The organism is Mesorhizobium sp. P160187 (assembly GCF_057766425.1).
Map to the genome: position 1 here is coordinate 1,778,185 of NZ_JBYMDX010000003.1, position 23,067 is coordinate 1,801,251.

Here is a 23,067-nt window from a genome sequence, read left to right on the forward strand (position 1 = left end):
TGCGTCCCACCTACCGATCAATCCGGGTCGACAAAATTATCGACGACGACGTCCGCTCGACCCCGTCCATCGCCCCGATCTCGTCCAGCAACGCATCCAGATCCCTGATCGACGGCGCGTCGACGATGACGATCATGTCGAAATTGCCGCTCACCGAGTGCAGCGTCCTCACCGGCGTCAGCGCCTGCAGCGCCCGCACCACCTTGTCGGCGAGCTTGGGCGTGACGGTGAGCAGCACATGCGCCCGCACCAGCCCCTGCTCGTAGTCCGGCGCCATCCGCACGCCATAGCCGGTGATGATTCCGCGCTGTTCCAGCCGCTCGATCCGGCTCTGCACCGTCGTGCGCGAAACGCCGAGCTGGCGCGCCAGCTCAGTGGTCGACGCGCGGGCATTGGCGCGCAGCAGGGAAAGCAGGTTTTGTTCGGCGTCACTGAGCATTTCGACGAACTTCGTCGGCGTATCGGTCAATTGCAGGGTTCATTTCGAACGATCCCACGCTTCCTTTCGGCAGGCAAGCTGCGATTCTTGAAGGCATAGCGTCCACCGCGCGGCGGTCTGGGCCAAAGAGTTTTCACGAGGGGCAAGGTCATGAAGAAAATCATCGTCGTCGGCGCCGGCAAGATCGGCTCGACCATTGCAGGCATGCTCGCCGACAGCGGCGACTACCACGTCACCGTTGTCGACCGCGCGGCGGCGCAGCTTGCCGCGGCCGAACTTCCCGCCGGCGTCGAGGGGCTGGAGCTCGATATCGCAGCGCCGGGCGCACTCGAGGCCGCGCTTGCCGGCGCCTTCGCCGTGCTGAGCGCCGCCCCCTTCCATTTGACCACTCGCATCGCCGAGGCCGCGGCCGCCACCGGCGTACACTATCTCGATTTGACCGAGGACGTCGTCTCCACCCGCCGCGTCAAGGAGCTGGCCAAGTCGGGCAGCAGCGCCTTCATTCCGCAATGCGGCCTTGCGCCGGGCTTCATCTCGATCGTCGCCAACGATCTCGCCAGCCGCTTCGACACGCTGGAAAGCGTTCGCATGCGCGTCGGCGCGCTGCCGCAATACCCGTCCAATGCGCTGAACTACAATCTGACCTGGAGCACCGACGGCGTCATCAACGAATATTGCGAACCCTGCGAGGCGATCGTCGAGGGCGAGCTGATCGAAGTGCCGCCGCTGGAGGAGCGCGAAGAGTTCTCGCTCGACGGCGTCACCTATGAGGCCTTCAACACCTCCGGTGGGCTCGGCACCCTGGCCGAGACGCTGAAGGGCAAGGTGCGCACACTGAACTACCGCACCATCCGTTATCCCGGCCATGCGGCGATCATGAAGGCGCTGCTCAACGATCTCGGCCTGCGCCACCGCCGCGACGTGCTGAAGGACATTTTCGAGAGCGCCCTGCCGGTAACGCTGCAGGACGTGGTCATCGTCTTCGTCACCGTCTCGGGCCGCCGCAATGGCCGCCTGCTGCAGGAAACCTACGCCAACAAAATCTATTCGCAGCGCATTGGCAGCCAGGTGCGCAGCGCAATCCAGATCACCACCGCGTCCGGCATCTGCGCCGTGCTCGACATGCTCGCCGACGGCACCTTGCCGGCGACCGGTTTCGTCAAGCAGGAAGACATCGCGCTGGATGCGTTGCTCGCCAATCGTTTTGGGCGCGCTTATGCGCAGCACGAGATGGTGAGCCGGCTGGCGAGCTGAGCTACTTCACCCTCCCCCTTGTGGGGAGGGTCGGCGCGCAATCGGAGCGAAGCGGAGATGGCAAGACGGGGTGGGGGTGAGCGCCGACGGTTGGCGAGGACCCCCACCCCGCTCCGCTCCGCGGATCGACCCTCCCCACAAGGGGGAGGGTAAAGCGCCCGCTACTTCCGCAGAGCCATCGGTCGTCCGAGCAGAAACCGGATGAAGTTGCCCGCGGTCCGCGGCGCCATGCGGGGCTGCGTCGCCTGTCGTGGCGCGCTTTGCCTTCGCGCTGGCACCTCGGGTTCGACACCCGGTCGGCCCACCGTAAAGGACGGCCCCGAGACCGGCTTCCCCCTCAACACGTTGGCGGCGTTGTTGTCATGGATGACGATGCACCATTGCGCGCCCTTCGATGCCGCCACGACGGTGTTGAAGCGCGTCGCCATTTTTGCGTGGTGCTCGCTGTAGACGCCGCTCATCGCCGGCGATCTCCTTTCGACCAGCGTGCCGAACGCCGACGTGACATAGTCGTGGTGCGTGTAGCGTCCGCTTGCCGTGTCGAAATTCTGGCCGTCCGGAAAGGCAATGTAGAGCGGCTGCAGGTCCACCACACCCTTTTCGATCTCCCGGCGCGCGTAGTGCTCGACGCGCTCCATGAAGGTCGGCGCCAGCGCGTCGTCGCTGTCGAGCCGCGTGAGCGAAACATAGTCGGCATCGGTATCGGCCTGGACGAAGGCATTGAAGCGATCATTGTAATCCTCGCCGGCCTCGACAAGGATCGGCCTGACGTCGACACCGGCCACGCAGCTGCACACGGTGCGAATATAGTTCTCGTGCGTATCGGCATCGAACGCCACAAGGACGGTAAAATCCTTCAGCGACTGGCCTTCGAGCGACGACGCGCAATAGGTGTCGAACAACGCCAGGCGCTCGACCAGCCAGACCGGGTCGAGATTGGCGCGGCCCTTTCCGTCCCACTGGCTTGGCTTGAAGCCAGCGGCGATGTTGTAGCGTATGGCGATGTATTTCTTCAGGCCGGTGTCCATGGACCGACACTTAGTACATTCCGCTGATCTGCGACAACCGACGGCTGGGCGGCCACCCTCCCCCTTGTGGGGAGGGTCGGCTCGCGGTCGGAGCGAAGCGGAGATGCGAGACGGGGTGGGGGGAGCGCCGACGGTCGGCGAGGACCCCCACCCCACTCCGCTTCGCGGATCGACCCTCCCCACAAGGGGGAGGGTGAAGCGCCTCCCCCTAAACATGCAGCGCGTGGCCCAGCGCCTTCAGCGCGGCTTCCTGGAACCCCTCGCCCTGCGTCGGATGCGCATGGATGGTGCCGGCGATATCCTCCAGCCGCGCGCCCATTTCCAGCGCCAGCCCGAACGCCGCCGCCAGTTCCGACACGCCTTGCCCGACCGCCTGGATGCCCAGCACCAGATGGTTGTCCGCGCGGGCGACAACACGAACAAACCCGTCCTCGCCGAGTTTCGTCATCGCCCGGCCGTTGGCGGCGAAGGGGAACTGGCCGATCTTGATTTCGCCTGAAGCCTTCGCCTCCTCCGGCGTTAGCCCTGCCGTCACCAGCTCCGGATCGGTGAAGCAGACGGCCGGGATCGAGCGCTTGTCCCAGCTGCGCTTGTGGCCGGCGACGATCTCGGCCACCATTTCGCCTTGCGCCATCGCCCGGTGCGCCAGCATCGGCTCGCCGGTGACGTCGCCAATGGCATAGATGCCGCGCATCGAGCTGCGGCACTGGTCGTCGATCTTGATGAACTTGCCGGCCATGTCGAGATCGATCTGATCGAGGCCCCAGCCCTCCGTCACCGGCTTGCGGCCGACCGTGACCAGGATCTTGTCTGCCGCGATTTTGGTGCTCTTGCCGTCCGCGGTCTCGACCAGCAGCGCGTCGCCCTTGTCCCCCTTGGCCTTGGCGCCAACCATCACCTCGACGCCGAGCTGGGCCAGCCGTTTCACCACCGGCCGGGTCAGTTCCGCATCATACGGTGCCAGCACGCGCGGCAGCGCCTCGACCACGGTCACCGCGGCGCCCATTTTGGCGAACGCCATGCCGAGTTCCAGCCCGATATAGCCGCCGCCGACCACGGCGAGCTTTTTCGGCACCTCGCCGAGAGCCAGCGCTTCTGTGGATGAAATCACCGGGCCGCCGAACGGCAGGAACGGCAGTTCCACCGTCGCCGAGCCGGTGGCGATCACAACCGTTTCGGCGCGGATGATCTGGGTGCCGGTCTCGGTCTCGACCGCGACGGTCTTGCCGTCGCGGAACGTCGCCCAGCCATAGACGGTCTTGACCTTGGCCTTCTTCAGTAGCCCGGCAACGCCCCCGGTCAGCCGGCTAACAATGCCGTCCTTCCACGCAACCGTCTTGCCGAGATCGAGCACGGGCGCTGCTACCGAGATGCCGAGCGGACTGCTGCCGCCGGCCATATGCGCGACCTTCTCGAACTCTTCCGCCGCATGGATCATCGCCTTGGACGGGATGCAGCCGACATTGAGACAGGTGCCGCCCGGCCTGCCAGCTTCGACGATCACCGTATCGATGCCGAGCTGGCCGGCACGGATAGCGCAGACGTAGCCGCCGGGCCCGGCGCCGATGACCAGCAGCTTGCAGGAGATTTCTTTCATCATCTCGCTTGTTCCGCCCCTCAATCCACAAATATCAGCGCTGGCGTCTCAATCAGCGCCTTGATCCGCTGCACAAACACCGCCGCATCCCAGCCGTCGACCACCCGGTGATCGAAGCTCGATGACAGGTTCATCATCTTGCGCGGGATGAACTGGGTGCCGTCCCACACCGGCCGCACCATCATCTTGTTGACGCCGATGATCGCCACCTCAGGATGATTGATGACCGGCGTCGTCGCCACGCCGCCCATGGCGCCGAGCGAGGTGATGGTGATGGTCGATCCCGACAGCTCGTCGCGGCTGGCCGAGCCGGACCTCGCCGCTTCGGCCAGGCGGTTGAGCTCGGCCGCGCAATCCCAGAGGTCGCGCGCCTCGGCATGCTTGACCACCGGCACCACCAGGCCCGACGGCGTCTGCGCGGCAATGCCGATATGGACGCCGCCATGCTGATGGATGATGCCGGCCTCGTCGTCGAACAGCGCGTTGATGTTGGGCTGGTCGGCAATCGCCTTGACCATCGCCCGCATCAGGAACGGCAGCAGCGTCAGCTTCGGCCTCTCCACACCGTTGCGCTTTTCCTTGTTGAGCGCCGCGCGCAACTCCTCAAGTGCTGTGACGTCGATCTCCTCGACATAGGTGATGTGCGGGATGCGTGACTTCGCCAGCGACATTTTTTCGGCGATCTTGCGCCGCAGTCCGATGACCTTGATATCCTCGACGCTGTCATTGCGCGCCAGACCCGACGCCTTCGCTACCTGCGGTCCGCGTGCCAGGAATGCCTCGATATCTTCGTGGCTGATGCGGCCGGCAGGGCCGGTACCCGACACCTGGCGCAGATCGATCCCCGCCTCCTTCGCCCTGAGCCGGATGGCGGGCGACGCCAGGGGCTTTTCGCCCTCCGGGCGCGGCGCGCCGGAGGGTGCCGCACCTTTAGATGTCGGCGCAGCACCCCCACCCTTAGCCCCTCCCCACAAGGGGGAGGGGGATTCAGTCTCAGCTGCCCGTGCGCTTTTGGCTGCTGGTGCAGGTGGTGGCGACTTGGCGTCGGATTTCGTGGCCGAAACGCCTCCCTCTTGTGGGGGTCCGGAGGACGGGCGAAACCCGTGGCTCGCCCCGGCAGGGGTGGGGGTCGGTGCCGCCGTGACCTCTGACGATTTCGAGCCTTCGGCGACATTGCCCTCCCCCGCCACTTTCAGCCGCACGATCGGCGAGCCGATCGCCACCGTGTCGCCGATCTCGGCGCCCAGCCACAGGATCTCGCCATCGACCGGCGAAGGTATTTCCACCGTCGCCTTGTCGGTCATCACGGCGGCAAGCACCGAGTCCTCGCGCACGAGGTCGCCGACCTTGACGTGCCACTCCACAAGTTCGGCCTCGGCGACGCCTTCACCGACATCCGGCAGCTTGATGATGTGTTCGCCCATCCCTAGGCTCCATGGTTTCGAGAAGCGCGCGGCCGACACGGGCCGGCCCCGGGAAATAATCCCATTCCTGCGCATGCGGGTAGGGCGTGTCCCAACCGGTGACGCGCGCCACCGGCGCTTCCAGATGGTAGAAACAATTTTCCTGCACCAGCGCCGACAGCTCGGCGCCGAAGCCGGAGGTCAGTGTCGCCTCGTGCACGACGACGCAGCGTCCGGTCTTCTTCACCGAAGCGACTATCGCGTCGAGATCGAGCGGCAGCAGGGTCCGCAAATCGATGATCTCGGCATCGATGCCGGTTTCTTCCACCGCCGCCTGCGCGACATAGACCATGGTGCCGTAGGCGAGCACGGTGACGGCCGAGCCCGCCCGGCGGATCGCCGCCTTGCCGAGCGGCACCGTGTAATGGCCGTCGGCGACCTCGCCCAGTTCATGCTTCGACCATGGCGTCACCGGTCGGTCGTGATGGCCATCGAACGGTCCGTTATAGAGCCGCTTCGGCTCCAGAAAAATCACCGGATCGGGATCCTCGATCGCCGCGATCAGCAGCCCCTTGGCATCATGAGGATTGGACGGCACCACCGTCTTCAGCCCCGACACATGGGTGAACAGCGCTTCCGGGCTCTGGCTGTGCGTCTGGCCGCCAAAAATGCCGCCGCCGGTCGGCATGCGGACCACGATCGGACAGGTGAAATCGCCGTTCGAGCGGTAGCGCAGGCGTGCTGCTTCCTGCGTCAGCTGGTCGTAAGCCGGGTACATGTAGTCGGCAAACTGAATTTCCACGCATGGCTTCAGCCCATAGGCGGCCATGCCGATGGCGGAGCCGACAATGCCGGATTCGTTGATCGGCGCATCGAAGCAGCGGGTCTTGCCGTACTTCGCTTGCAGGCCTGCCGTGCAGCGGAAGACACCCCCGAAGAAGCCGACATCCTCGCCATAGACGATGACGCGTTCGTCGCGCGCCATCGACACGTCCATGGCGTCGCGGATCGCCTCGATCATGGTCCGTCTCGGCATGGTCAGACTCCCGCCTGCTGGCGCTGGCGCCTGAGATGCGGCGGCATCTCGGCAAACACGCCCTCGAACATCTCGCGCGTCGACGGCTTGCCGCCGGCATGCAGCGTGCCGTGGCCTTCAGCTTCCTTCTGCGCCGCGATCACCGTCTCGAGGATTTCCGCTTCGGCCTGGGCGTGACGCTCGTCCGACCAGACGCCGCGTTGGATCAGATGGTTCTTCAGCCGCATCACCGGATCGCCGAGCGGCCAGGCGTCGGATTCCGTCTTCGGCCGATAGGCCGACGGATCGTCCGAGCTCGAATGCGCGCCGGCACGGTAGGTGACATATTCGATCAGCGTCGGCCCGAGATTCTGCCGCGCCCGCTCCGCCGCCCATTTGGCCACGGCATGCACGGCGAGATAATCATTGCCGTCGACGCGCAGCGCCGGAATGCCGAAGCCGAGGCCGCGCGCGGCAAAGGTGCCGGAGCCGCCACGCGCAATGCCTTGAAACGTCGAGATCGCCCACTGGTTGTTGACGACGTTGAGGATGACCGGCGCCTTGTAGGTTGAGGCGAACACCAGTGCGGAATGGAAATCGGATTCGGCCGTCGAGCCGTCGCCGATCCACGCCGCCGCGATTTTCGAATCGTTGCTGATAGCGGAAGCCATCGCCCAGCCGACCGCCTGGATGTATTGCGTCGCCAGATTGCCGGAGATCGAGAAGAAGCCGTGCTCCTTCGACGAATACATGATCGGCAGCTGCCGCCCTTTGAGCGGATCGGCCTCGTTGGAATAGATCTGGTTCATCATCGTGACCATCGGATAGCCGTCGGCTATGAGCAGGCCGGCTTGCCGATAGGTCGGGAAATTCATGTCGCCCGGCATCAGCGCCTTGCGGAAAGCGCAGCTCACCGCCTCTTCGCCCAGATGCTGCATGTAGAACGAAGTCTTGCCCTGGCGCTGCGCCATCTGCATGCGCGCATCGAAGCTGCGCAGCGTCATCATGTGGCGCAACCCCTCGAGCAGCTCCTCGTCGGTGAGCAGCCCGGCCCACGGCCCGACCGCCTCACCGGTGCGGTTGAGCACGCGGATGATCGAAAACGCCATGTCGCGGATGGTGCGCGGATCGACATCGATGTCCGGTCGCGGCACCGAGCCCGCCTTGGGGATAGGCACGTTGGAGAAGTCGGGCGTTCCGCCCGGCCGCACTTCCGGCTCCGGCACATGAAACCGCAACATCCCAGCATCGGTCATGACCATGGTCCTCCCATTTGCTGCGGTGATATTTGCACATCCGCGCGCCCGGCACAGCGCCAATTCATGGGGCGCCGCAACCCATACGGCGTCACGGCCGGCAGGCGACCGCAAGATGCAGATATGTCGGCGAAATTTCTTGTCGATGTTGGGGAGCGGCGCGCAATTAGGCGCAAAGTTTTGCAGGATTTCCAGCAGATAGTCACTTCACGGCCTCCGGGAGAGATGAACGCATCAAGGTCGGCGAACTGGCGCTTTCCTCTCCCCCGTCGATCGGGGGAGAGGTGTCGAGCGAAGCTCGACGGAGTGGGGGTCGACCCTTGGGCGCTAGGCAACGCTTGAGATAGTGCCCTTCCTTTGTCCGTTCGCGGCGATTGCCAGGTGGTTCCCCCACTCCGTCTCGGCTTCGCCGAGCCACCTCTCCCCCCTCCGGAGGGAGAGGAAGGGCGCCAAGGTCTCGAACGCTTTGGAGAACGTTCACTCAGCGACCGCATCATGCTAACCACCCTCCATGGCGCAGAAAAAAGGATACGAGGTCGATTCGTGGCTGGCGAAGCCTGACGCGCGCATATCGATCGTCCTGCTTTACGGACCCGACCGCGGCTTGGTCGCCGAGCGGGCCAAAACCTTTGCCGCGAAAACCGGCCTGCCGCTCGACGATCCGTTTTCCGTCGTACGGCTCGACGGCGCGGAGGTCGATCGCGACCAGGGCCGGCTGCTCGATGAAGCCCGCACCGTGCCGATGTTCTCCGACCGGCGGCTTCTGTGGGTGCGAAATGCCAGCGGTCAGAAGGCGCTGGCCGACGACGTCAAGGCGCTGACTGCGGAGCCCGCGCGCGACGCCATCATTCTCATCGAGGCTGGCGACCTGAAAAAGGGCGTCGGACTGCGCGCGATCGTCGAGGCCGCCGACACCGCCATGGCGCTGCCTTGCTACGCCGATGAAGCCCGCGACATCGATAGCGTCATCGACGACGAGTTGCGCAAGGCCGGCATGTCGATGGCGCTCGACGCACGCCAGGCGCTGCGCCGCAATCTCGGCGGCGACCGGTTGGCCTCACGCGGCGAGATCGAAAAGCTGGTGCTTTATGCCCACGGCCAGAAGGACATCAGCCTCGACGACGTAAGGGCGATGTCCGGCGACGTCTCCGGCGCCTCCTTCGACGACGCGGTCGATGCTGTGCTGGAGGGCAGGATCGGTGACTTCGACACCGCCTTCACCCGCCACTGCCTGTCCGGCGGCCATCCTTTCCTGGTGCTGTCCTCGGCGATGCGGCAGCTGCAGCAGCTTCAGGTCATGCGCGGCCAGATGGACACCGCCGGCCGCAACGCCGCCTCGGCAGTGGCCGGCGCCCGTCCGCCGGTGTTTTTCTCGCGGCGCAAGCTGGTGGAGAAGGCGCTGGAGCGCTGGAACGTCGAGGCGCTCAGCCGCGCGCTGAACCGGCTGCAATCGGCCGTGCTGCAGACCAGGCGCAGGCCGGATTTGTCGGAAGCGCTGGCGCGGCAGGCGCTGCTCGGCATTGCGGTGGAGAGCGCGAGGCTGGCGCAGCGGTAATCTCCCCCCTTGAGGGGGAGATGTCGCCAAAGGCGACAGAGGGGGTCGCCGCGCGTGGAGCGCTGGCGCCTTTCGCAACGACAAACGAGGTCGGCGCTTGATGCGAGACGACCCCTTCTGGCCTGCCGGCCATCTCCCCCTCAAGGGGGGAGATCAGCAGTTCGATCCCTTCGGCAATCGCCAATAAAAAGAAGGGCCGGCAACCGCCAAACCCTTTCTTCATCCTAAGCCAGAACTTCATTCGCCGGCTAAATATGCGCAACCCCAACCCTCTACCGCTCATCCTTCAACCGCCGGCATAGCTCGTCGAGCTGCTCCAGGCTGCGGTAGTCCACGCGGATCGCGCCGCCTTTGCCCTTGTGCTCGATGGTCACGATCATGCCGATCGTGTTGGTCATCAGCCTTTCCAGCGCCAGCGTGTCGGCATCCTTGCCCGATGCGCCGTGTGCTGGTTTTGCCTTGGGCGGCGTGCCGCCCGCCGGCATTTGCGCCAGCGCCTCGGCCTGGCGCACCGAAAGCCCTTCTTCGACGATCTGCTTGGCTAGCCCGGCGGGATCCTGCGCCGTCACCAGCGTCCGGGCATGGCCGGCCGACAGCGCGCCGTCGACCAGCATGTCGCGGATCACGTCGGGCAGCTTCAACAGCCTGAGCGTGTTGGCGACGTGGCTGCGGCTCTTGCCGATTACATTGCCGAGGTCGGCCTGTGTGTAGCCGTGGTCGTCGATCAATTGCTGGTAGCCGAGCGCCTCCTCGACCGGGTTGAGATCGGTGCGCTGGACGTTTTCTATGATCGCCAGTTCCAGCGCTGTGCGGTCGTTGACGTCGCGCACGATGATCGGGATCTCGGTCAGCCCGGCTCGCTGGGCCGCGCGCCAGCGCCGCTCGCCTGCAATGATTTCGTAGCGCCCGGCCTGCGTCGGCGAAGGCCGCGCCACCACCGGCTGCACCACGCCATGCTCGCGGATCGACTGCGCGAGATCGGTGAGGTCGGCGTCGCCAAAGTGCCGGCGCGGGTTTTTCGGATTCGGGCTCAGAAACTCGATCGGCACCTTGCCATCGGCATTCAAGCCCGGCTTTTCGGTCGCTGCCGGGCGATCGATCTCGCCGATCAGCGCCGCCAGTCCGCGCCCCAGTCTCTTTCTCGAAAGGTCGTCGCTCATCTCAATTCCAAATTCTTGATCGTTTCGGTAACGGATCGGCTTTGTTTATCGACCCTGCCTAATCAAGCAGCGCGCAATTTGCGCTCGCGGCGGATCACTTCGGACGCCAGCTGCAGATAGGCCTGGCTGCCCGAGCATTTCAGGTCATAGAGGATTGCCGGCTTGCCATAGGAGGGCGCCTCGGACACTCGCACATTCCTAGGAATGATGGTCTCGTAGACCTTGTCGCCCATATGTGCCCGCACGTCCTGCACCACCTGGTTGGCGAGGTTGTTGCGGCCGTCATACATGGTCAGCACGATGCCCTGGATGATCAGGTCCGGATTGATCGAACGGCGCACCTGCTCCACCGTTTCCAGGAGTTGGCTTAGCCCTTCCAGCGCGAAGAACTCGCACTGCAGCGGCACAAGAACAGAATCGGCTGCCGCCATTGAATTCAAAGTCAAAAGGTTGAGCGAGGGCGGGCAGTCGATCAGCACATAGCCGAACGGCGCACCGCGCTCGGTGGCGGCGCGCAGCGCGTTGCGCAGCTTAAGCACGCGATCCGGCGCCGAGGCGATTTCCATCTCGATGCCGAGCAGATCGAGCGTCGACGGCACGATCGACAGGCCGGGCACCGCCGTTGGAATGGCGGCCTCTTCCAGGCCCAGTTCGCCGGTCAGCACATCGTAGGAGGAGACGGTGCGGTCCTTGCGGTCGATACCGAGACCCGTCGAGGCATTGCCTTGCGGGTCGAGATCGACGATCAGCACCTTTTCGCCGATCGCGGCCAGCGCCGTGGCCAGATTGATGGCGGTGGTTGTCTTGCCGACGCCGCCCTTCTGGTTGGCGACGGTGATGATGCGAGGTCCGGTTTTCATGGGTCTGTGCCAGGTATTCATGTGGGCCAGGTATTCATTGCGTCGCCAAGGTTGCGAAGGAGAGCTTACGCAGTCTGCAGATCGGTCACTTCGAGGATGACGCCATGGGCGTCGGTCATGCTCGGATGTTCTACCAGATCGAAAGCCCAGCGGTGAGTGCTTTCTTCCACCTCGGAGCGGTAATCCCGGCCTTTGTGGAACAGCGCCCGCGATCCCTTGGTCAGCCACGGCGCCGACAGATCGAGCAGCGCCGGCAGCGCGGCCAGCGCCCGCGCCGTGATGATTTCCGGTTCGGAAACAAGCGGATAGCTGTCGTCGATGCGCCGGGCGACGACCCGTGCCGGCAAACCGAACTGGCCAATGACCGCCTGTAAAAACGATGCTTTCTTGCGGTTGCTCTCGACCAGATCGATCGACGCGCCATTGCGTTCGACCAGCAGGAAGGCCATTACCAGGCCCGGAAAACCCCCGCCCGAACCGAGATCGGCCCAGCGTTTGGCCTGCGGTGCGATTCGCGCCAGCTGCGCGCTGTCCAGAATATGGCGGCCCCAGACATCGTCCAGCGTCGACGGCGCGGCCAGATTGATGCTGCGGTTCCATTTCAGGAACAACTGTTCGAACGTCACCAACCGATCGAATGTTTCACGTGAAACCGGTCCCGCGACCTCTTGCAGGCTCGCCCATGAGGCAGCGCTCACGCAACGGCCCTTTGGGCGGCCGATTCGGCGTTGCGGACGTGCGCGACGATGATGGCCAGCGCCGCCGGCGTCATGCCTTCCATACGCTGCGCGTCAGCGATCGAACGCGGCTGACGCGTTACCATCTTCTGCTTCAGCTCATTGGATAGGCCGGGAACATCGGCGAAATCCACCGACGCCGGGATCAACCGGCTTTCCTCGCGGCGGATCTGTCCGACATCCGCCTGCTGGCGATCAAGGTAAACCGAATATTTCGCTTCCGTTTCGAGCCGCTCAGCGGTTTTGACGTCGATTGCGCCAAAGGCCGGCGCAACACGGGCCAGCCAGGCTATATCGACGCCGGGATGAGCGAGCAATTCATAAGCGGAGCGGCGCACGCCGTCCCTGTTGATCTCCAGCCCATGCCGCGCCGCTTCGTTGGGCGTCATGGTCGTCGCAACTGCGAGTTCGCGCGCCCTATCAAGATCCTGTGTGACTTGATTGAACCGCTGCGTCCGCTCCGGCGACACGATACCAAGCCGATTTGCCAGAGGCGTAAGCCTTTCATCGGCATTGTCGGCGCGCAGCGATAGGCGAAACTCCGCCCGCGAAGTGAACATGCGGTAGGGCTCGGCAATGCCGCGGCTGGTGAGGTCGTCGACCATCACACCGATATAGGCTTCGGTGCGGCTGAGCACGATTTGGTCGTCGGCCGCCGCCTTGCGCGCGGCGTTGAGCCCGGCGAGCAGGCCCTGCGCTCCGGCTTCTTCATAACCGGTGGTGCCGTTGATCTGACCGGCTAGGAAAAGCCCCGCAATACGTTTGGCCTCAAGCGTCGGCTCCAACTCGCGCGGATCGACATGGTCGTATTCGATGGCATAGCCGGGCTGCAGCATGGTCGCCCGCTCTAGCCCGGGTATAGTTTTGAGAATGTCGAGTTGCACATCCTCGGGCAGGGAGGTCGAAATGCCATTGGGGTAGACCGTGTCGTCGTCCAGCCCTTCCGGCTCGAGGAATATCTGATGACCTTCTCGATCGCCGAACTTGACGATCTTGTCTTCGATCGACGGGCAATAGCGTGGTCCGACCCCCTCTATCGAGCCGGAATACATGGCGGAGCGGCCGAGATTGGCGCGGATCAGCTCGTGCGTCGCCGGTGTCGTACGCGTGATGCCGCAATGGATTTGCGGATTCTTGATTGTGTCGGTGAGCAGCGAGAACGGCACTGGATGTTCGTCGGCCGCCTGGCTTTCCAGCGACGCCCAGTCGATGGTGCGGCCATCGAGCCGCGGCGGCGTGCCGGTCTTCAGCCGTCCAAGCGCGAAACCGGCGCGGCTCATCGTCGCCGACAGGCCAAGGCTCGCCTGCTCGTTCATCCGCCCGGCGACAATCTTCCTGTCGCCAATGTGAATAAGACCGCGGAGAAACGTGCCGGTGGTCAGCACCACCGCGCCGCACACCAACCGGCGCCCGTCGGCCAGGCGCACAGCGGCGACCCGTCCATCCACGATGTCGAAGTCCAGAACCTCGCCTTCGATGACGTCGAGACCGTTCTGCTGCCGAATCGCTTCCTGCATGGCCAGCCGATACAGCTTGCGGTCGGCCTGCGTGCGCGGCCCGCGCACGGCAGGGCCTTTGCGGCGATTGAGCAGGCGGAATTGGATGCCGGCAGCATCGGCGATGCGGCCCATCAGCCCGTCCATGGCGTCGATCTCACGCACCAGATGGCCCTTCCCGAGGCCGCCGATCGCCGGATTGCAGGACATGACACCGATCGTGTCGAAGCGCAGCGTGACCAGCGCGGTCCTGGCGCCGGCGCGCGCGGCAGCGCACGCAGCCTCGCACCCGGCATGGCCACCGCCCACCACAACCACATCATAGCGATCGATCATTGTCCCTTCCAGATTCAGAGATTTCCCGACACATGTCCCCACGAGAGGACGCTGTCAAGGATTGCAGGTTGATTCGTTCACGTGGACCGGAGTGCTGAAAGTCGCAGAGGTGTTTCACGTGAGTCAGGGAAGCGGCGACAATTACCTCGGCTGGCGCTGCCCCTCATCTGCCTGCCGGCATCTTCTCCCGGAGGACAATGAGGGGCGGGGCCGGCCTTCGGCACTTGCCGTTTTTGCCAAACTCCTCATTTCACGTGAAACACGCACTAGGGCGGCCCCCTGTGTTTCACGTGAGTCACTCACACGCCCCCCTGTTTCACGTGAGTCACTTTCCAATGCAAAACTGCGAAAAGATCACGTCCAGCAGGTCCTCGACATCCACCGCGCCGACAATCCGGCCAAGTCGGTCCGCCGCAAGACGCAGCTCCTCCGCCCGTAGCTCCTGGCCGCACTCTTGCCCCGACAAAGCCGAGATCAGAAAGCGCCTGGTCTCATTGAGCAGCTCCACATGCCGCAACCGAGACGGCAGGATGTCACCGGCATCGCCGATAGCAGCCGCGGCGCGCCTGCCGATCTCAGCCAGCAGTTCAGCCAAACCAGTGCCGTCCACCGTCGATATCAACGCATCATACGCCTCTGATCGCGGCGAACCTTTCAAGAGATCGACCTTGGTGCCGATTCTCAAAGCCGGGGCGTCAACAGGCATGTTGCCGATCGCAGTAGGGTCCGCCAGATCTTCCAGCAACAGCACCAGGTCAGCCGTGTGCGCCTTGGCCCGCGCCTTTTCGATACCGATCGCTTCGATCTTGCCGGGCGACTCGCGCAGGCCCGCGGTGTCGGTTACCCTGACCCGCACTCCGTGGAGATCCAGCACCACTTCGAGCAAGTCCCGCGTCGTGCCGGGCTCGTCGGTAACAATCGCCGCCTCACGCCTGGCCAGCGCGTTGAACAGGCTGGATTTGCCGGCGTTCGGTGCACCGAGGATGACAACCTCAAACCCGTCACGGATGATCTCGGCGGCATGGAAGCCATCGACATGCCGGCCGATCTCGCCCACCATTGCGCGCACATCGGACCAAACCGTGTCCGAAACCGAACCGGGCACGTCGTCTTCGTCGGCGAAGTCGATTTCCGCCTCGATCATCGCCCGTGCATGGATCAGCCGACGGCGCCAGCCAAGATAGAGTTCGCTTTGCACTCCTTCGGCATTCTGCACGGCAAAGCGCCGCTGCGCTTCGGTTTCGGCGTTGACCAGATCGGCCAACGCCTCCGTCTCGACCAGATCCAGCTTGCCGTTGAGAAGAGCCCGGCGCGTAAATTCACCAGGTTCCGCATGACGCACGCCGTCAAACCCGGCAATGATCTCCAGCATCTTGCTGGCGACGGCGCGGCCGCCATGGACGTGGAACTCGGCGACATCCTCGCCGGTAAAACTGTTCGGCCCCGGAAAAAACAGCACCAGGCCGTTGTCGATAAGCGACCCGTCCACTGTTCGGAGCTTGCGCAGGGTCGCAACCCGGTCCTTGATCATGCCGTCGGCAACCGTTTCGACAGCGAATCGAGTTCTTGGTCCGGAGATGCGGATGACAGCGATGCCGGCAGGCAGGCGGCCGCTGGACAGCGCAACAATCGAATCGCCTGAAATCATTTGCCCGTTCTCACCGGTCGCCTAGCTGTCCGGTCGACAATCCCACAGTATGCGGCCGTCATGAACCGGCTGTTCGTCAATATCAAGGTCGATCGCGAGGAGCGGCCGGACATTACCAAATCTGTATAGCCGCCTTGTCATCCATGTGCGAGCAGGCGGGTCCTAATTCCGACGCCAAGCAGTTCTGGGCGGGCCAGCAAGCCCTACGCAGGCCGCATCGTTAACGCTTGTGCCTGGCCCCGAGCCGTGAAGCTGGATCCTTCGCCCCCGACAGGCAAGCTTCGTTCCGGCTGCGAATCAGAATCCCGACCCGCGTCACGCCGATATTGTCGCCCCGATCGGAACGCATGCGAATCGATCGAACATTGGCCAGTGGCATCCGGCCGCCAACCGGCAGACCGGAGCTATGCACCGGCTATCCTGCCCGTGGCGCCGGATCCGTAGGAACCGAGCCGCTGTTGCGACGGCAGGTCAACCGGTGTTTCCGTCCAACGCCGAAGGAAGCGGCGTCGCATCAATGGATGGCGACCGCGGCCCGAACAGCAAATCCTTGGCCGCGACCACCGCTCCGACCGTGATCAGGATGCAAGCAACAGCCACCGACCAGTGAAACACACCAAAGCCTGCCAGCAGAAGCACGATGACCGAGAAGAGGGGCGCGGCATAGGAGAGGGCGCCGAGGATCATGATGTCCCCGTGCGCAGCCATAGTCCCAGGCGTAAAAGCCGGCGCCTAGCGGTATTACGCCCAAGATGACGATGGCGCTCCACTCCGTCGCCGTCTGTGCCCAGACGGTGGTCTCAAGGGTGAGGTGCAGCACCAAGGCGACCGCAGCCGTGATGAAGCAGTAACCGACGACCACATCGGTCGGCACCTTGCCAAAGCGGCGCGATAAAACCGAATAGCCGGCCCAGATGAAAGCGCAGAACAGCGAGATGACATGCCCCTTCATCACACCATTGGCCAGTCCGATCGTGCCGCCCTTGGTGATCACCACAATGGCGCCGGCAAGGCCGAGCATGACGCCGGCAATGTGATGGGCCCTCAGCTTTTCTCCAGGCAGGAAGGCGGCAAAGACGACGATCAGCAACGGCCAGAGATAGGCGATCAGGCTGACCTCGACCGGCGGCGCCGACTGGATGGCGAAGAAATAGGCGCAGTGGTAGATGCACAGCCCCGCTGTGCCGAGCGCCCAGACCTGCCACGGCTGGCGCAGCGACTTGATCGCCGCCGGACGGACAAGCCAGCTCGACGCGCCGACCAACCCGCCAAGCAGAAACGTCATCGCCGCCAGCTGAAAGGGCGGAATCGGTCCCGCCGCCGTCGAAAGCAGCGCCAGGAAGGACCATGTCAGGATGGCCGAGAAGCCGATCAGGGTCGGGATTGTTTTCTCCATGCGGCTTCCGATCTTCGAGACGCGATTACTCGCATGACGACAGCTGTGGAAATTGCCGCCCAAGGCCACGCCCTGTCGGAAATGCGACCTGTTTGCCCCCGCAATGAAAAACCCCGTCCCAGTTCCCGGAACGGGGCTTCAATGCGAAACGATGGCCGACGAGAAGCTTACGTGTTCATCGAATCGAAGAAATCGGCGTTGGTCTTGGTCTGCTTCAGCTTGTCGATCAGGAACTCGATCGCATCCGTGGTTCCCATCGGCGCCAGGATGCGGCGCAGGACGAAGATCTTCTGCAGATCCTGCTTGGAGACCAGCAGGTCTTCCTTGCGGGTGCCGGACTTCAAAATGTCCATGGCCGGGTAGATGCGCTTGTCGGCGACCTTGCGGTCGAGCTGGATTTCGCAGTTGCCGGTGCCCTTGAACTCTTCGAAGATGACTTCGTCCATGCGGCTGCCGGTGTCGATCAGCGCGGTGGCGATGATGGTCAGCGAGCCGCCTTCCTCGATGTTGCGGGCCGCGCCGAAGAAGCGCTTCGGCCGCTGCAGCGCGTTGGCGTCGACACCGCCGGTCAGCACCTTGCCGGAGGACGGCACAACGGTGTTGTAGGCACGGCCGAGGCGGGTGATCGAATCGAGCAGAATAACGACGTCGCGGCCATGCTCGACCAGGCGCTTGGCCTTTTCGATGACCATTTCGGCGACCTGGACGTGGCGCACCGCCGGTTCGTCAAAGGTCGAGGACACGACCTCGCCCTTCACCGAACGCTGCATGTCGGTCACTTCTTCTGGCCGTTCGTCGATCAGAAGTACGATCAGATAGCATTCCGGATGATTGGCCGTGATCGAGTGGGCGATATTCTGCATCAGCACCGTTTTACCGGTACGCGGCTGCGCGTTGATGAGCGCGCGCTGTCCCTTGCCGATCGGCGCCACCAGGTCGATCACCCGCGACGAGATGTCCTTGCCGGTCGGATTGTCGATCTCCATCTTCAGCCGCTTGGTCGGATAGAGCGGCGTCAGATTGTCGAAATGGATCTTGTGACGGATCTTTTCGGGATCGTCGAAATTGATCGTGTTGACCTTGAGAAGGGCGAAATAGCGCTCGCCCTCTTTTGGGCTGCGGATCGGCCCTTCGACGGTATCGCCGGTCTTCAAGGAGAAGCGGCGGATCTGCGAGGGCGAGATGTAGATATCGTCGGGACCCGGGAGATAATTGGCGTTGGCTGAGCGCAGGAAGCCGAAACCGTCCTGCAACAACTCGACCACACCATCGCCGATGATCTCGACGTCCTGGGCGGCCAGTTTCTTCAGGATGGCAAACATCAGTTCCTGCTTGCGCATGACGCTGGCGTTTTCCACTTCGAGCGATTCGGCATAGGCGATCAGCTCTGGCGGCTTCTTGTTCTTGAACTCTGCGAGTTTCATTTCTTGCATAGACGGACTCTTAATCTGCTTTGGGGAAAATATATCGGCTGGATGCGATAAATGCCGGGCGCGGCCGAAAGCAATCAAGGGCGGCGCATGACGGGAAGGAAGACCCGTCTTTTATCGTCGGTCGGGGGAAAGAGCAAGCTGCGTTTTGTCGACCGAAATGGGCCTAGAACGGCTTGACGACAACCAGGATGACGATGGCGATCATCAGCAATGTGGGGATCTCGTTGACGATTCGCCAGTGCCGCGCCGGTTTTTCATTGCGGTCCTCGGCGAATTTCCTGACAGCACCGGCCAGATAGCCATGCACGCCCGACAGCAACAGCACCAAGCCTATCTTGGCGTGCAGCCAGCCGCCGTGAAAGCCAAACACTTTCCAGGCAAGCCAAAGCCCGAACACCCAGGTGACGATCATCGCCGGATTGATGATGCCGCGCAGCAGACGCCGCTCCATCACCTTGAAGGTCTCCGATTGGACGGACCCCTTCTCTGCGTCGGCGTGGTAGACCAGCAATCGCGGCAGATAGAGCATGCCGGCCATCCAGGAGATGACGGCCAGGATATGGATTGCCTTCGCCCAGGGATAGAAACCCTCAGGCGCAAAGAAAAACAAAAGTGCGGTGAGAACAACCAGCACTCCGATGCCGATGGTCATGCGCATCATCGCCCCACGAGTGCTGTTGCCGCGCGTATTATCCGATTGAGCCATCAGCGTGTCGCGCTCCGCACCTGCTTCACCATCGCCTCGACATGTGCCACCGGCGTCTCCGGCGTGATGCCATGGCCGAGATTGAAGATCAGCGGTCCGTCGCCCAGCGCCTTGAGGATCGCATCGACGCCGTCCGACAGGGCTTTGCCGCCGGCCACGAGCCGCAAGGGATCGAGGTTGCCCTGGACCGCACCCGAGCGCTGCAGTTCGTTCGCCGCCGCCAGGGGTACGGTCCAGTCGATCCCCAGCCCCGTGACACCGGTCTTCTCACGATAGGTCTCGTAGCGGGCGCCGGCGCCCTTGGGAAAGCCTATGATCGGAACATCGGGATGAACCGCACGAACCTGCCTGACGATCTCCGCCACCGGCTGCACGCAGAACTGATCGAAAGACGCATCATCAAGCACGCCGGACCACGAATCGAAAATCTGCACCACGTCGGCACCGGCTTCGATCTGGCGGATCAAATAGGCCGCGGAGTGGTCGGCGAGCACTTTCAGGAGATGCTTGAAGGCCGTCGGTTCGCGATAGGCAAACAGCCGCGCCGGCGCTTGGTCGGGTGTGCCGTGGCCAGCGATCATGTAGGTCGCCACCGTCCACGGCGCGCCGCAGAAGCCGATCAGCGTGGTCTCGTCAGGCAATCTTGCACGCAGCCGGCGAACCGTCTCGTAGACGGGTTCGAGATTCACGTGAAACGTTTCGCCGTTGAGAGCCGAAATCTGAGCTGCAGTGATTGGCGTCAGCAGCGGCCCGCGGCCCTCCTCGAAGCGGACATCGCGCCCAAGCGCATGCGGCACGACCAGAATGTCCGAGAACAGGATCGAGGCATCGAAGCCGAAGCGCTCGATCGGCTGCAGCGTCACCTCGACGGCCAGATCAGGATTGTAGCAAAGATCGAGAAAGGACCCGGCGCGCTTTCTGGTCTCGCGGTACTCCGGCAAATAGCGCCCGGCCTGGCGCATCATCCAGAGCGGCGGCGGAAACACTGCCTCGCCTCTCAGCACGTCCAGCACGATGCGGTTCTCGGGCATTGAGCGCTCTCTTCCCTGCCTTCTCTATAATTAAATAGTCTATTTCTAGAATCTTCTGATTCTAAGAGTCTGTTGGTATCGGTGGTTGTCACCTGTCCCGCTTTGCCCTGGAAAAGGCCAGCCAGCATTTTGTCGCGTGTTTCTTCCGCGGGATTGGCAAAGAGTGTGGATGACCAGGATTCCATCACTGGAGTCAATGGTTTGGCGTAGCCCCTGAAAAACCGCCTCTGTGGATGAAGCGCTGGCAAAAACGCCCGTCCCCAGATTTGTCCCCAGCCGCACAGTGAAGCTGACAGCGCATCGAATTGTGGACAACTGGCCTTCTGATACAGTCGCCTCCAGCCGGTCGCCTTTGCGGCCCCGGTTTATCCACACAAGCCCACAGCCTGAGGCGCCCCCTGTGAACAAACCCCAGAGCTTCTTTCATCTGCACCTAATTTCCGACGCCACCGGCGAGACGCTGCTGGCGGCCGGCCGCGCCGCCTCGGCGCAATATAAGGATGCGCGCGCCATCGAGCATATCTATCCGCTCATCCGCACCGAAAAGCAGGTGGCGAAAGTCTTCGAGGACATAGAGGAGGAACCGGGCATCATCCTCTACACCGTCGTCGACCAGAAGCTGGCGCGCGGCATTGACGAGCGCTGCGCCACCATGGGGCTGCCCTGTGTTTCGGTGCTGGAGCCGGTCCTCACCGTCTTCCAGTCCTATCTCGGCACGCCGGCCGGCCGCCGCGTCGGCGCCCAGCATGTGCTCGACGCCGATTATTTCCACCGTATCGACGCACTCAATTTCACCATGGAGCATGATGACGGCCAGCTGCCGCTCAACATGGACGACGCCGATGTCGTGCTGATCGGCATTTCCAGGACATCGAAGACGCCGACCAGCATCTATCTCGCCAACCGCGGCATCAAGACCGCCAACATCCCGATCGTGCTCGGCGTGCCGGTGCCCGAAAGCCTGGTCGCTGCCACCAAGCCGCTGATCGTCGGGCTGATCGCCACCGCCGAACGCATCTCGCATGTCCGGCAGAACCGCGTGCTCGGCAACAGCAGCACCTACGAAGCGACCGATTATGTCGACCGTGCCTCGATCGCCGAAGAGCTCGCCTATGCCCGCCAGATCTGCACCCGCCACAATTGGCCGATGATAGACGTCAGCCGCCGTTCGATCGAAGAGACCGCGGCAGCCATTGTTGCCCTGCGGGGGAAGAATAGATGATGGGATGGCAACGCGACCTCCTGCCCCAATCAACCACTATCGACCAGGCCCAGAACCCATGACCGAAAAAATCATCCTTGCCTCCGGCAGCCCGTTCCGCAAAGCAATGCTCATCAATGCCGGGCTCGGCATCGAAGCGGTGGCTGCCGACGTCGACGAGCGCGCGCTCGAGGCGCCGTTGCAGGACAGCGGTGTGTCGCCGGAAGATGTCGCCCTGATACTCGCCGAAGCCAAGGCGACCGAGGTCAGCGAACGCAGACCGGGCGCCCTGGTGCTCGGCTGCGACCAGACTTTGTCACTGGGAGATGAAGTGTTCCACAAGCCGGCCGACATGGAAGGCGCCCGCCGCCATCTGCTGGCGCTGTCAGGCAAGACGCATCAGCTGAACAGCGCCGCCGTGCTCTGCCGCAACGGCAAGGTGCTGTGGCGCCATGTCGGCATCGCCAGCCTTACCATGCGCAAGCTCGATCCGGCCTTCGTCGGCCGGCACCTGGCCCGCGTCGGCGCCAAGGCGTTGTCGAGCGTCGGCGCCTACCAGATCGAGGGCGAAGGCATCCAGCTGTTCGAAAAGATCGAACGCGATTATTTCACCATTGTCGGCCTGCCGCTGTTACCGGTGCTGGCGGAATTGCGTGCGCTCGGAGCCATCGATGGTTGAGAAAAAAGCTTTCGTCACCGGCCATCCGATCGCGCATTCGCGCTCGCCGAAGATCCACGGCTATTGGCTGAACACATACGGCATCGACGGCAGCTATCATGCGATCGATGTCGCGCCGGCCGATTTTCCCGAGTTCCTCTCTTCCCTCCAGGCCAATGGCTATCAGGGCGGCAACGTCACCATTCCACACAAGGAAGTCGCCTTTGCCCGGGTCGAGCGCCGCGACGAGGCGGCGGAGATGATCGGCGCGGTCAACATGCTGTGGCTGGACGACGGCGTGCTGTGGGGCGGCAATTCGGACTGGATCGGCTTTGCCGGCAATCTCGACGAGCATGCCCCGGGCTGGGAGAGAAACGCTCCGGCCGTGGTGCTCGGCGCCGGTGGCGCGTCGCGCGCGGTCATCCACGCGCTTAAAGTGCGCGGCATCAAAGATATCCGCATCGTCAACCGCACATTGGCGCGGGCGCAAGAACTCGCCGACCGCTTCGGGGCCGGCGTCTCGGCGCATGGCGCGGTCGGCGACTTGCTTGGCGATGCCGGCTTGCTGATCAACACGACGGCACTTGGCATGCATGGCGATGCGACGCTGGCCGCCGATCCGGCCTGCCTGCCAGCTCACGCCATCGTCGCCGACATCGTCTATGTGCCGCTGGAAACACCGCTGCTTGCCGCTGCCCGCGCGAGAAATTTGAAGACGGTCGACGGGCTCGGCATGCTGTTGCACCAGGCTGTGCCCGGATTCGAACGCTGGTTCGGCAAGAGGCCGGAGGTCACTGCCGAACTGCGGCAGATGATCGTCGCCGACATCCTCGCCAAATGATGGGTTGCAAATGATGG

19 protein-coding genes and 2 pseudogenes are annotated in these 23,067 nt (G+C 63.5%); 6 read left to right on the forward strand and 15 right to left on the reverse strand.

All coding sequences use genetic code 11. The annotated features are described in order from the left end of the window. Positions 1–10: 10 nt before the first annotated feature. Positions 11–439, reverse strand: coding sequence for an Lrp/AsnC family transcriptional regulator (locus tag AC3CCE_RS11995; protein WP_352626716.1), 429 nt, complete (start codon positions 437–439; stop codon positions 11–13). 150 nt (positions 440–589) lie between these two features. On the opposite strand from AC3CCE_RS11995, the gene AC3CCE_RS12000 reads away from it, so the two are divergent. Further along, on the forward strand, positions 590–1,693 hold the full coding sequence (locus AC3CCE_RS12000) for a saccharopine dehydrogenase family protein (protein ID WP_352626699.1): 1,104 nt from the start codon (positions 590–592) through the stop codon (positions 1,691–1,693). Between the two features lie 161 nt (positions 1,694–1,854). Here AC3CCE_RS12000 and AC3CCE_RS12005 read toward each other — a convergent pair whose 3' ends face one another. From AC3CCE_RS12005 to AC3CCE_RS12025, 5 genes are all read right to left on the reverse strand, one after another. Continuing rightward, positions 1,855–2,721, reverse strand: a complete 867-nt coding sequence (locus AC3CCE_RS12005; protein WP_352626697.1) for a glycosyltransferase — start codon at positions 2,719–2,721, stop codon at positions 1,855–1,857. Positions 2,722–2,929: 208 nt separating this feature from the next. Beyond that, positions 2,930–4,318, reverse strand: coding sequence for a dihydrolipoyl dehydrogenase (lpdA, locus tag AC3CCE_RS12010; protein ID WP_352626714.1), 1,389 nt, complete (start codon positions 4,316–4,318; stop codon positions 2,930–2,932). Positions 4,319–4,338: 20 nt separating this feature from the next. Continuing rightward, positions 4,339–5,742, reverse strand: a complete 1,404-nt coding sequence (locus tag AC3CCE_RS12015) for a dihydrolipoamide acetyltransferase family protein (RefSeq protein WP_352626695.1) — start codon at positions 5,740–5,742, stop codon at positions 4,339–4,341. Continuing rightward, entirely contained in the window at positions 5,705–6,757 is a 1,053-nt protein-coding gene (locus AC3CCE_RS12020; protein ID WP_352626693.1) for an alpha-ketoacid dehydrogenase subunit beta, read from the reverse strand. The genes AC3CCE_RS12015 and AC3CCE_RS12020 overlap by 38 nt, the downstream gene beginning before the upstream one ends. Before the next feature lie 2 nt (positions 6,758–6,759). Then, the gene (locus AC3CCE_RS12025) at positions 6,760–7,992 is read right to left on the reverse strand and encodes a 3-methyl-2-oxobutanoate dehydrogenase (2-methylpropanoyl-transferring) subunit alpha (protein WP_023706775.1); all 1,233 of its coding nucleotides are present in this window, start codon (positions 7,990–7,992) and stop codon (positions 6,760–6,762) included. 511 nt (positions 7,993–8,503) lie between these two features. Here AC3CCE_RS12025 and holA point away from each other — a divergent pair. Then, a complete protein-coding gene (gene holA / locus AC3CCE_RS12030; RefSeq protein ID WP_023698104.1) occupies positions 8,504–9,547 on the forward strand; it encodes a DNA polymerase III subunit delta in 1,044 nt (347 codons plus the stop codon). 272 nt (positions 9,548–9,819) lie between these two features. On the opposite strand, the gene AC3CCE_RS12035 is transcribed toward holA, so the two are convergent. From AC3CCE_RS12035 to mnmE, 5 genes are all read right to left on the reverse strand, one after another. Then, positions 9,820–10,707 carry a ParB/RepB/Spo0J family partition protein gene (locus AC3CCE_RS12035; protein ID WP_023685045.1) on the reverse strand — a complete coding sequence of 296 codons (888 nt, stop codon included), beginning with the start codon at positions 10,705–10,707 and terminating at the stop codon, positions 9,820–9,822. Positions 10,708–10,769: 62 nt separating this feature from the next. Beyond that, positions 10,770–11,567: a ParA family protein gene (locus AC3CCE_RS12040; RefSeq protein ID WP_023672118.1), complete on the reverse strand. Its 798-nt coding sequence runs from the start codon at positions 11,565–11,567 to the stop codon at positions 10,770–10,772. Positions 11,568–11,632: 65 nt separating this feature from the next. Further along, positions 11,633–12,265 (reverse strand): 16S rRNA (guanine(527)-N(7))-methyltransferase RsmG, encoded by a 633-nt coding sequence (rsmG, locus tag AC3CCE_RS12045; RefSeq protein WP_023685044.1) that lies wholly within the window; start codon positions 12,263–12,265, stop codon positions 11,633–11,635. Next, positions 12,262–14,136: a tRNA uridine-5-carboxymethylaminomethyl(34) synthesis enzyme MnmG gene (gene mnmG, locus AC3CCE_RS12050; RefSeq protein ID WP_352626690.1), complete on the reverse strand. Its 1,875-nt coding sequence runs from the start codon at positions 14,134–14,136 to the stop codon at positions 12,262–12,264. The genes rsmG and mnmG overlap by 4 nt, the downstream gene beginning before the upstream one ends. Before the next feature lie 325 nt (positions 14,137–14,461). After that, complete coding sequence (gene mnmE / locus AC3CCE_RS12055) at positions 14,462–15,784, reverse strand: tRNA uridine-5-carboxymethylaminomethyl(34) synthesis GTPase MnmE (protein WP_023672115.1); 1,323 nt, start codon at positions 15,782–15,784, stop codon at positions 14,462–14,464. Positions 15,785–15,835: 51 nt separating this feature from the next. Here mnmE and AC3CCE_RS12060 point away from each other — a divergent pair. Further along, a pseudogene (locus AC3CCE_RS12060) lies at positions 15,836–15,978 on the forward strand (DUF255 domain-containing protein); the annotation flags it as partial. 277 nt (positions 15,979–16,255) lie between these two features. Here the strand turns inward: AC3CCE_RS12060 and yddG are convergent. The 4 genes and pseudogenes from yddG to hemE all read right to left on the reverse strand — a co-directional run bounded on the left by yddG (position 16,256) and on the right by hemE (position 20,350). Then, a pseudogene (gene yddG / locus AC3CCE_RS12065) lies at positions 16,256–17,180 on the reverse strand (aromatic amino acid exporter YddG). Positions 17,181–17,347: 167 nt separating this feature from the next. Further along, positions 17,348–18,613, reverse strand: coding sequence for a transcription termination factor Rho (rho, locus tag AC3CCE_RS12070; RefSeq protein ID WP_023672113.1), 1,266 nt, complete (start codon positions 18,611–18,613; stop codon positions 17,348–17,350). A 163-nt stretch (positions 18,614–18,776) separates the two neighbouring features. Beyond that, entirely contained in the window at positions 18,777–19,319 is a 543-nt protein-coding gene (gene hemJ, locus AC3CCE_RS12075; protein ID WP_023685042.1) for a protoporphyrinogen oxidase HemJ, read from the reverse strand. Further along, positions 19,319–20,350 carry a uroporphyrinogen decarboxylase gene (hemE, locus tag AC3CCE_RS12080; RefSeq protein ID WP_023685041.1) on the reverse strand — a complete coding sequence of 344 codons (1,032 nt, stop codon included), beginning with the start codon at positions 20,348–20,350 and terminating at the stop codon, positions 19,319–19,321. The genes hemJ and hemE overlap by 1 nt, the downstream gene beginning before the upstream one ends. 283 nt (positions 20,351–20,633) lie before the next feature. Here hemE and AC3CCE_RS12085 point away from each other — a divergent pair, with 283 nt between their 5' ends. The 3 genes from AC3CCE_RS12085 to AC3CCE_RS12095 are packed head-to-tail and all read left to right on the forward strand — an operon-like array spanning position 20,634 to position 23,050. Next, the gene (locus AC3CCE_RS12085) at positions 20,634–21,572 is read left to right on the forward strand and encodes a pyruvate, water dikinase regulatory protein (RefSeq protein ID WP_460222828.1); all 939 of its coding nucleotides are present in this window, start codon (positions 20,634–20,636) and stop codon (positions 21,570–21,572) included. A 58-nt stretch (positions 21,573–21,630) separates the two neighbouring features. Further along, positions 21,631–22,230, forward strand: a complete 600-nt coding sequence (locus tag AC3CCE_RS12090; protein WP_352626687.1) for a Maf-like protein — start codon at positions 21,631–21,633, stop codon at positions 22,228–22,230. Beyond that, positions 22,223–23,050 (forward strand): shikimate dehydrogenase, encoded by an 828-nt coding sequence (locus tag AC3CCE_RS12095; RefSeq protein WP_352626685.1) that lies wholly within the window; start codon positions 22,223–22,225, stop codon positions 23,048–23,050. Before AC3CCE_RS12090 ends, AC3CCE_RS12095 begins: the two co-directional genes overlap by 8 nt. The last annotated feature ends 17 nt before the right edge of the window (positions 23,051–23,067 follow it).

Bases quoted from the DNA above. Each gene is read 5' to 3' on its own strand.
- AC3CCE_RS11995 (WP_352626716.1), bottom strand. From the start codon at position 439: ATGCTCAGTGACGCCGAACAAAACCTGCTTTCCCTGCTGCGCGCCAAT.
- AC3CCE_RS12000 (WP_352626699.1), top strand. From the start codon at position 590: ATGAAGAAAATCATCGTCGTCGGCGCCGGCAAGATCGGCTCGACCATT.
- AC3CCE_RS12005 (WP_352626697.1), bottom strand. From the start codon at position 2,721: ATGGACACCGGCCTGAAGAAATACATCGCCATACGCTACAACATCGCC.
- lpdA (WP_352626714.1), bottom strand. From the start codon at position 4,318: ATGAAAGAAATCTCCTGCAAGCTGCTGGTCATCGGCGCCGGGCCCGGC.
- AC3CCE_RS12015 (WP_352626695.1), bottom strand. From the start codon at position 5,742: ATGGGCGAACACATCATCAAGCTGCCGGATGTCGGTGAAGGCGTCGCC.
- AC3CCE_RS12020 (WP_352626693.1), bottom strand. From the start codon at position 6,757: ATGCCGAGACGGACCATGATCGAGGCGATCCGCGACGCCATGGACGTG.
- AC3CCE_RS12025 (WP_023706775.1), bottom strand. From the start codon at position 7,992: ATGACCGATGCTGGGATGTTGCGGTTTCATGTGCCGGAGCCGGAAGTG.
- holA (WP_023698104.1), top strand. From the start codon at position 8,504: ATGGCGCAGAAAAAAGGATACGAGGTCGATTCGTGGCTGGCGAAGCCT.
- AC3CCE_RS12035 (WP_023685045.1), bottom strand. From the start codon at position 10,707: ATGAGCGACGACCTTTCGAGAAAGAGACTGGGGCGCGGACTGGCGGCG.
- AC3CCE_RS12040 (WP_023672118.1), bottom strand. From the start codon at position 11,567: ATGAAAACCGGACCTCGCATCATCACCGTCGCCAACCAGAAGGGCGGC.
- mnmG (WP_352626690.1), bottom strand. From the start codon at position 14,136: ATGATCGATCGCTATGATGTGGTTGTGGTGGGCGGTGGCCATGCCGGG.
- mnmE (WP_023672115.1), bottom strand. From the start codon at position 15,784: ATGATTTCAGGCGATTCGATTGTTGCGCTGTCCAGCGGCCGCCTGCCT.
- rho (WP_023672113.1), bottom strand. From the start codon at position 18,613: ATGCAAGAAATGAAACTCGCAGAGTTCAAGAACAAGAAGCCGCCAGAG.
- hemJ (WP_023685042.1), bottom strand. From the start codon at position 19,319: ATGGCTCAATCGGATAATACGCGCGGCAACAGCACTCGTGGGGCGATG.
- hemE (WP_023685041.1), bottom strand. From the start codon at position 20,350: ATGCCCGAGAACCGCATCGTGCTGGACGTGCTGAGAGGCGAGGCAGTG.
- AC3CCE_RS12090 (WP_352626687.1), top strand. From the start codon at position 21,631: ATGACCGAAAAAATCATCCTTGCCTCCGGCAGCCCGTTCCGCAAAGCA.
- AC3CCE_RS12095 (WP_352626685.1), top strand. From the start codon at position 22,223: ATGGTTGAGAAAAAAGCTTTCGTCACCGGCCATCCGATCGCGCATTCG.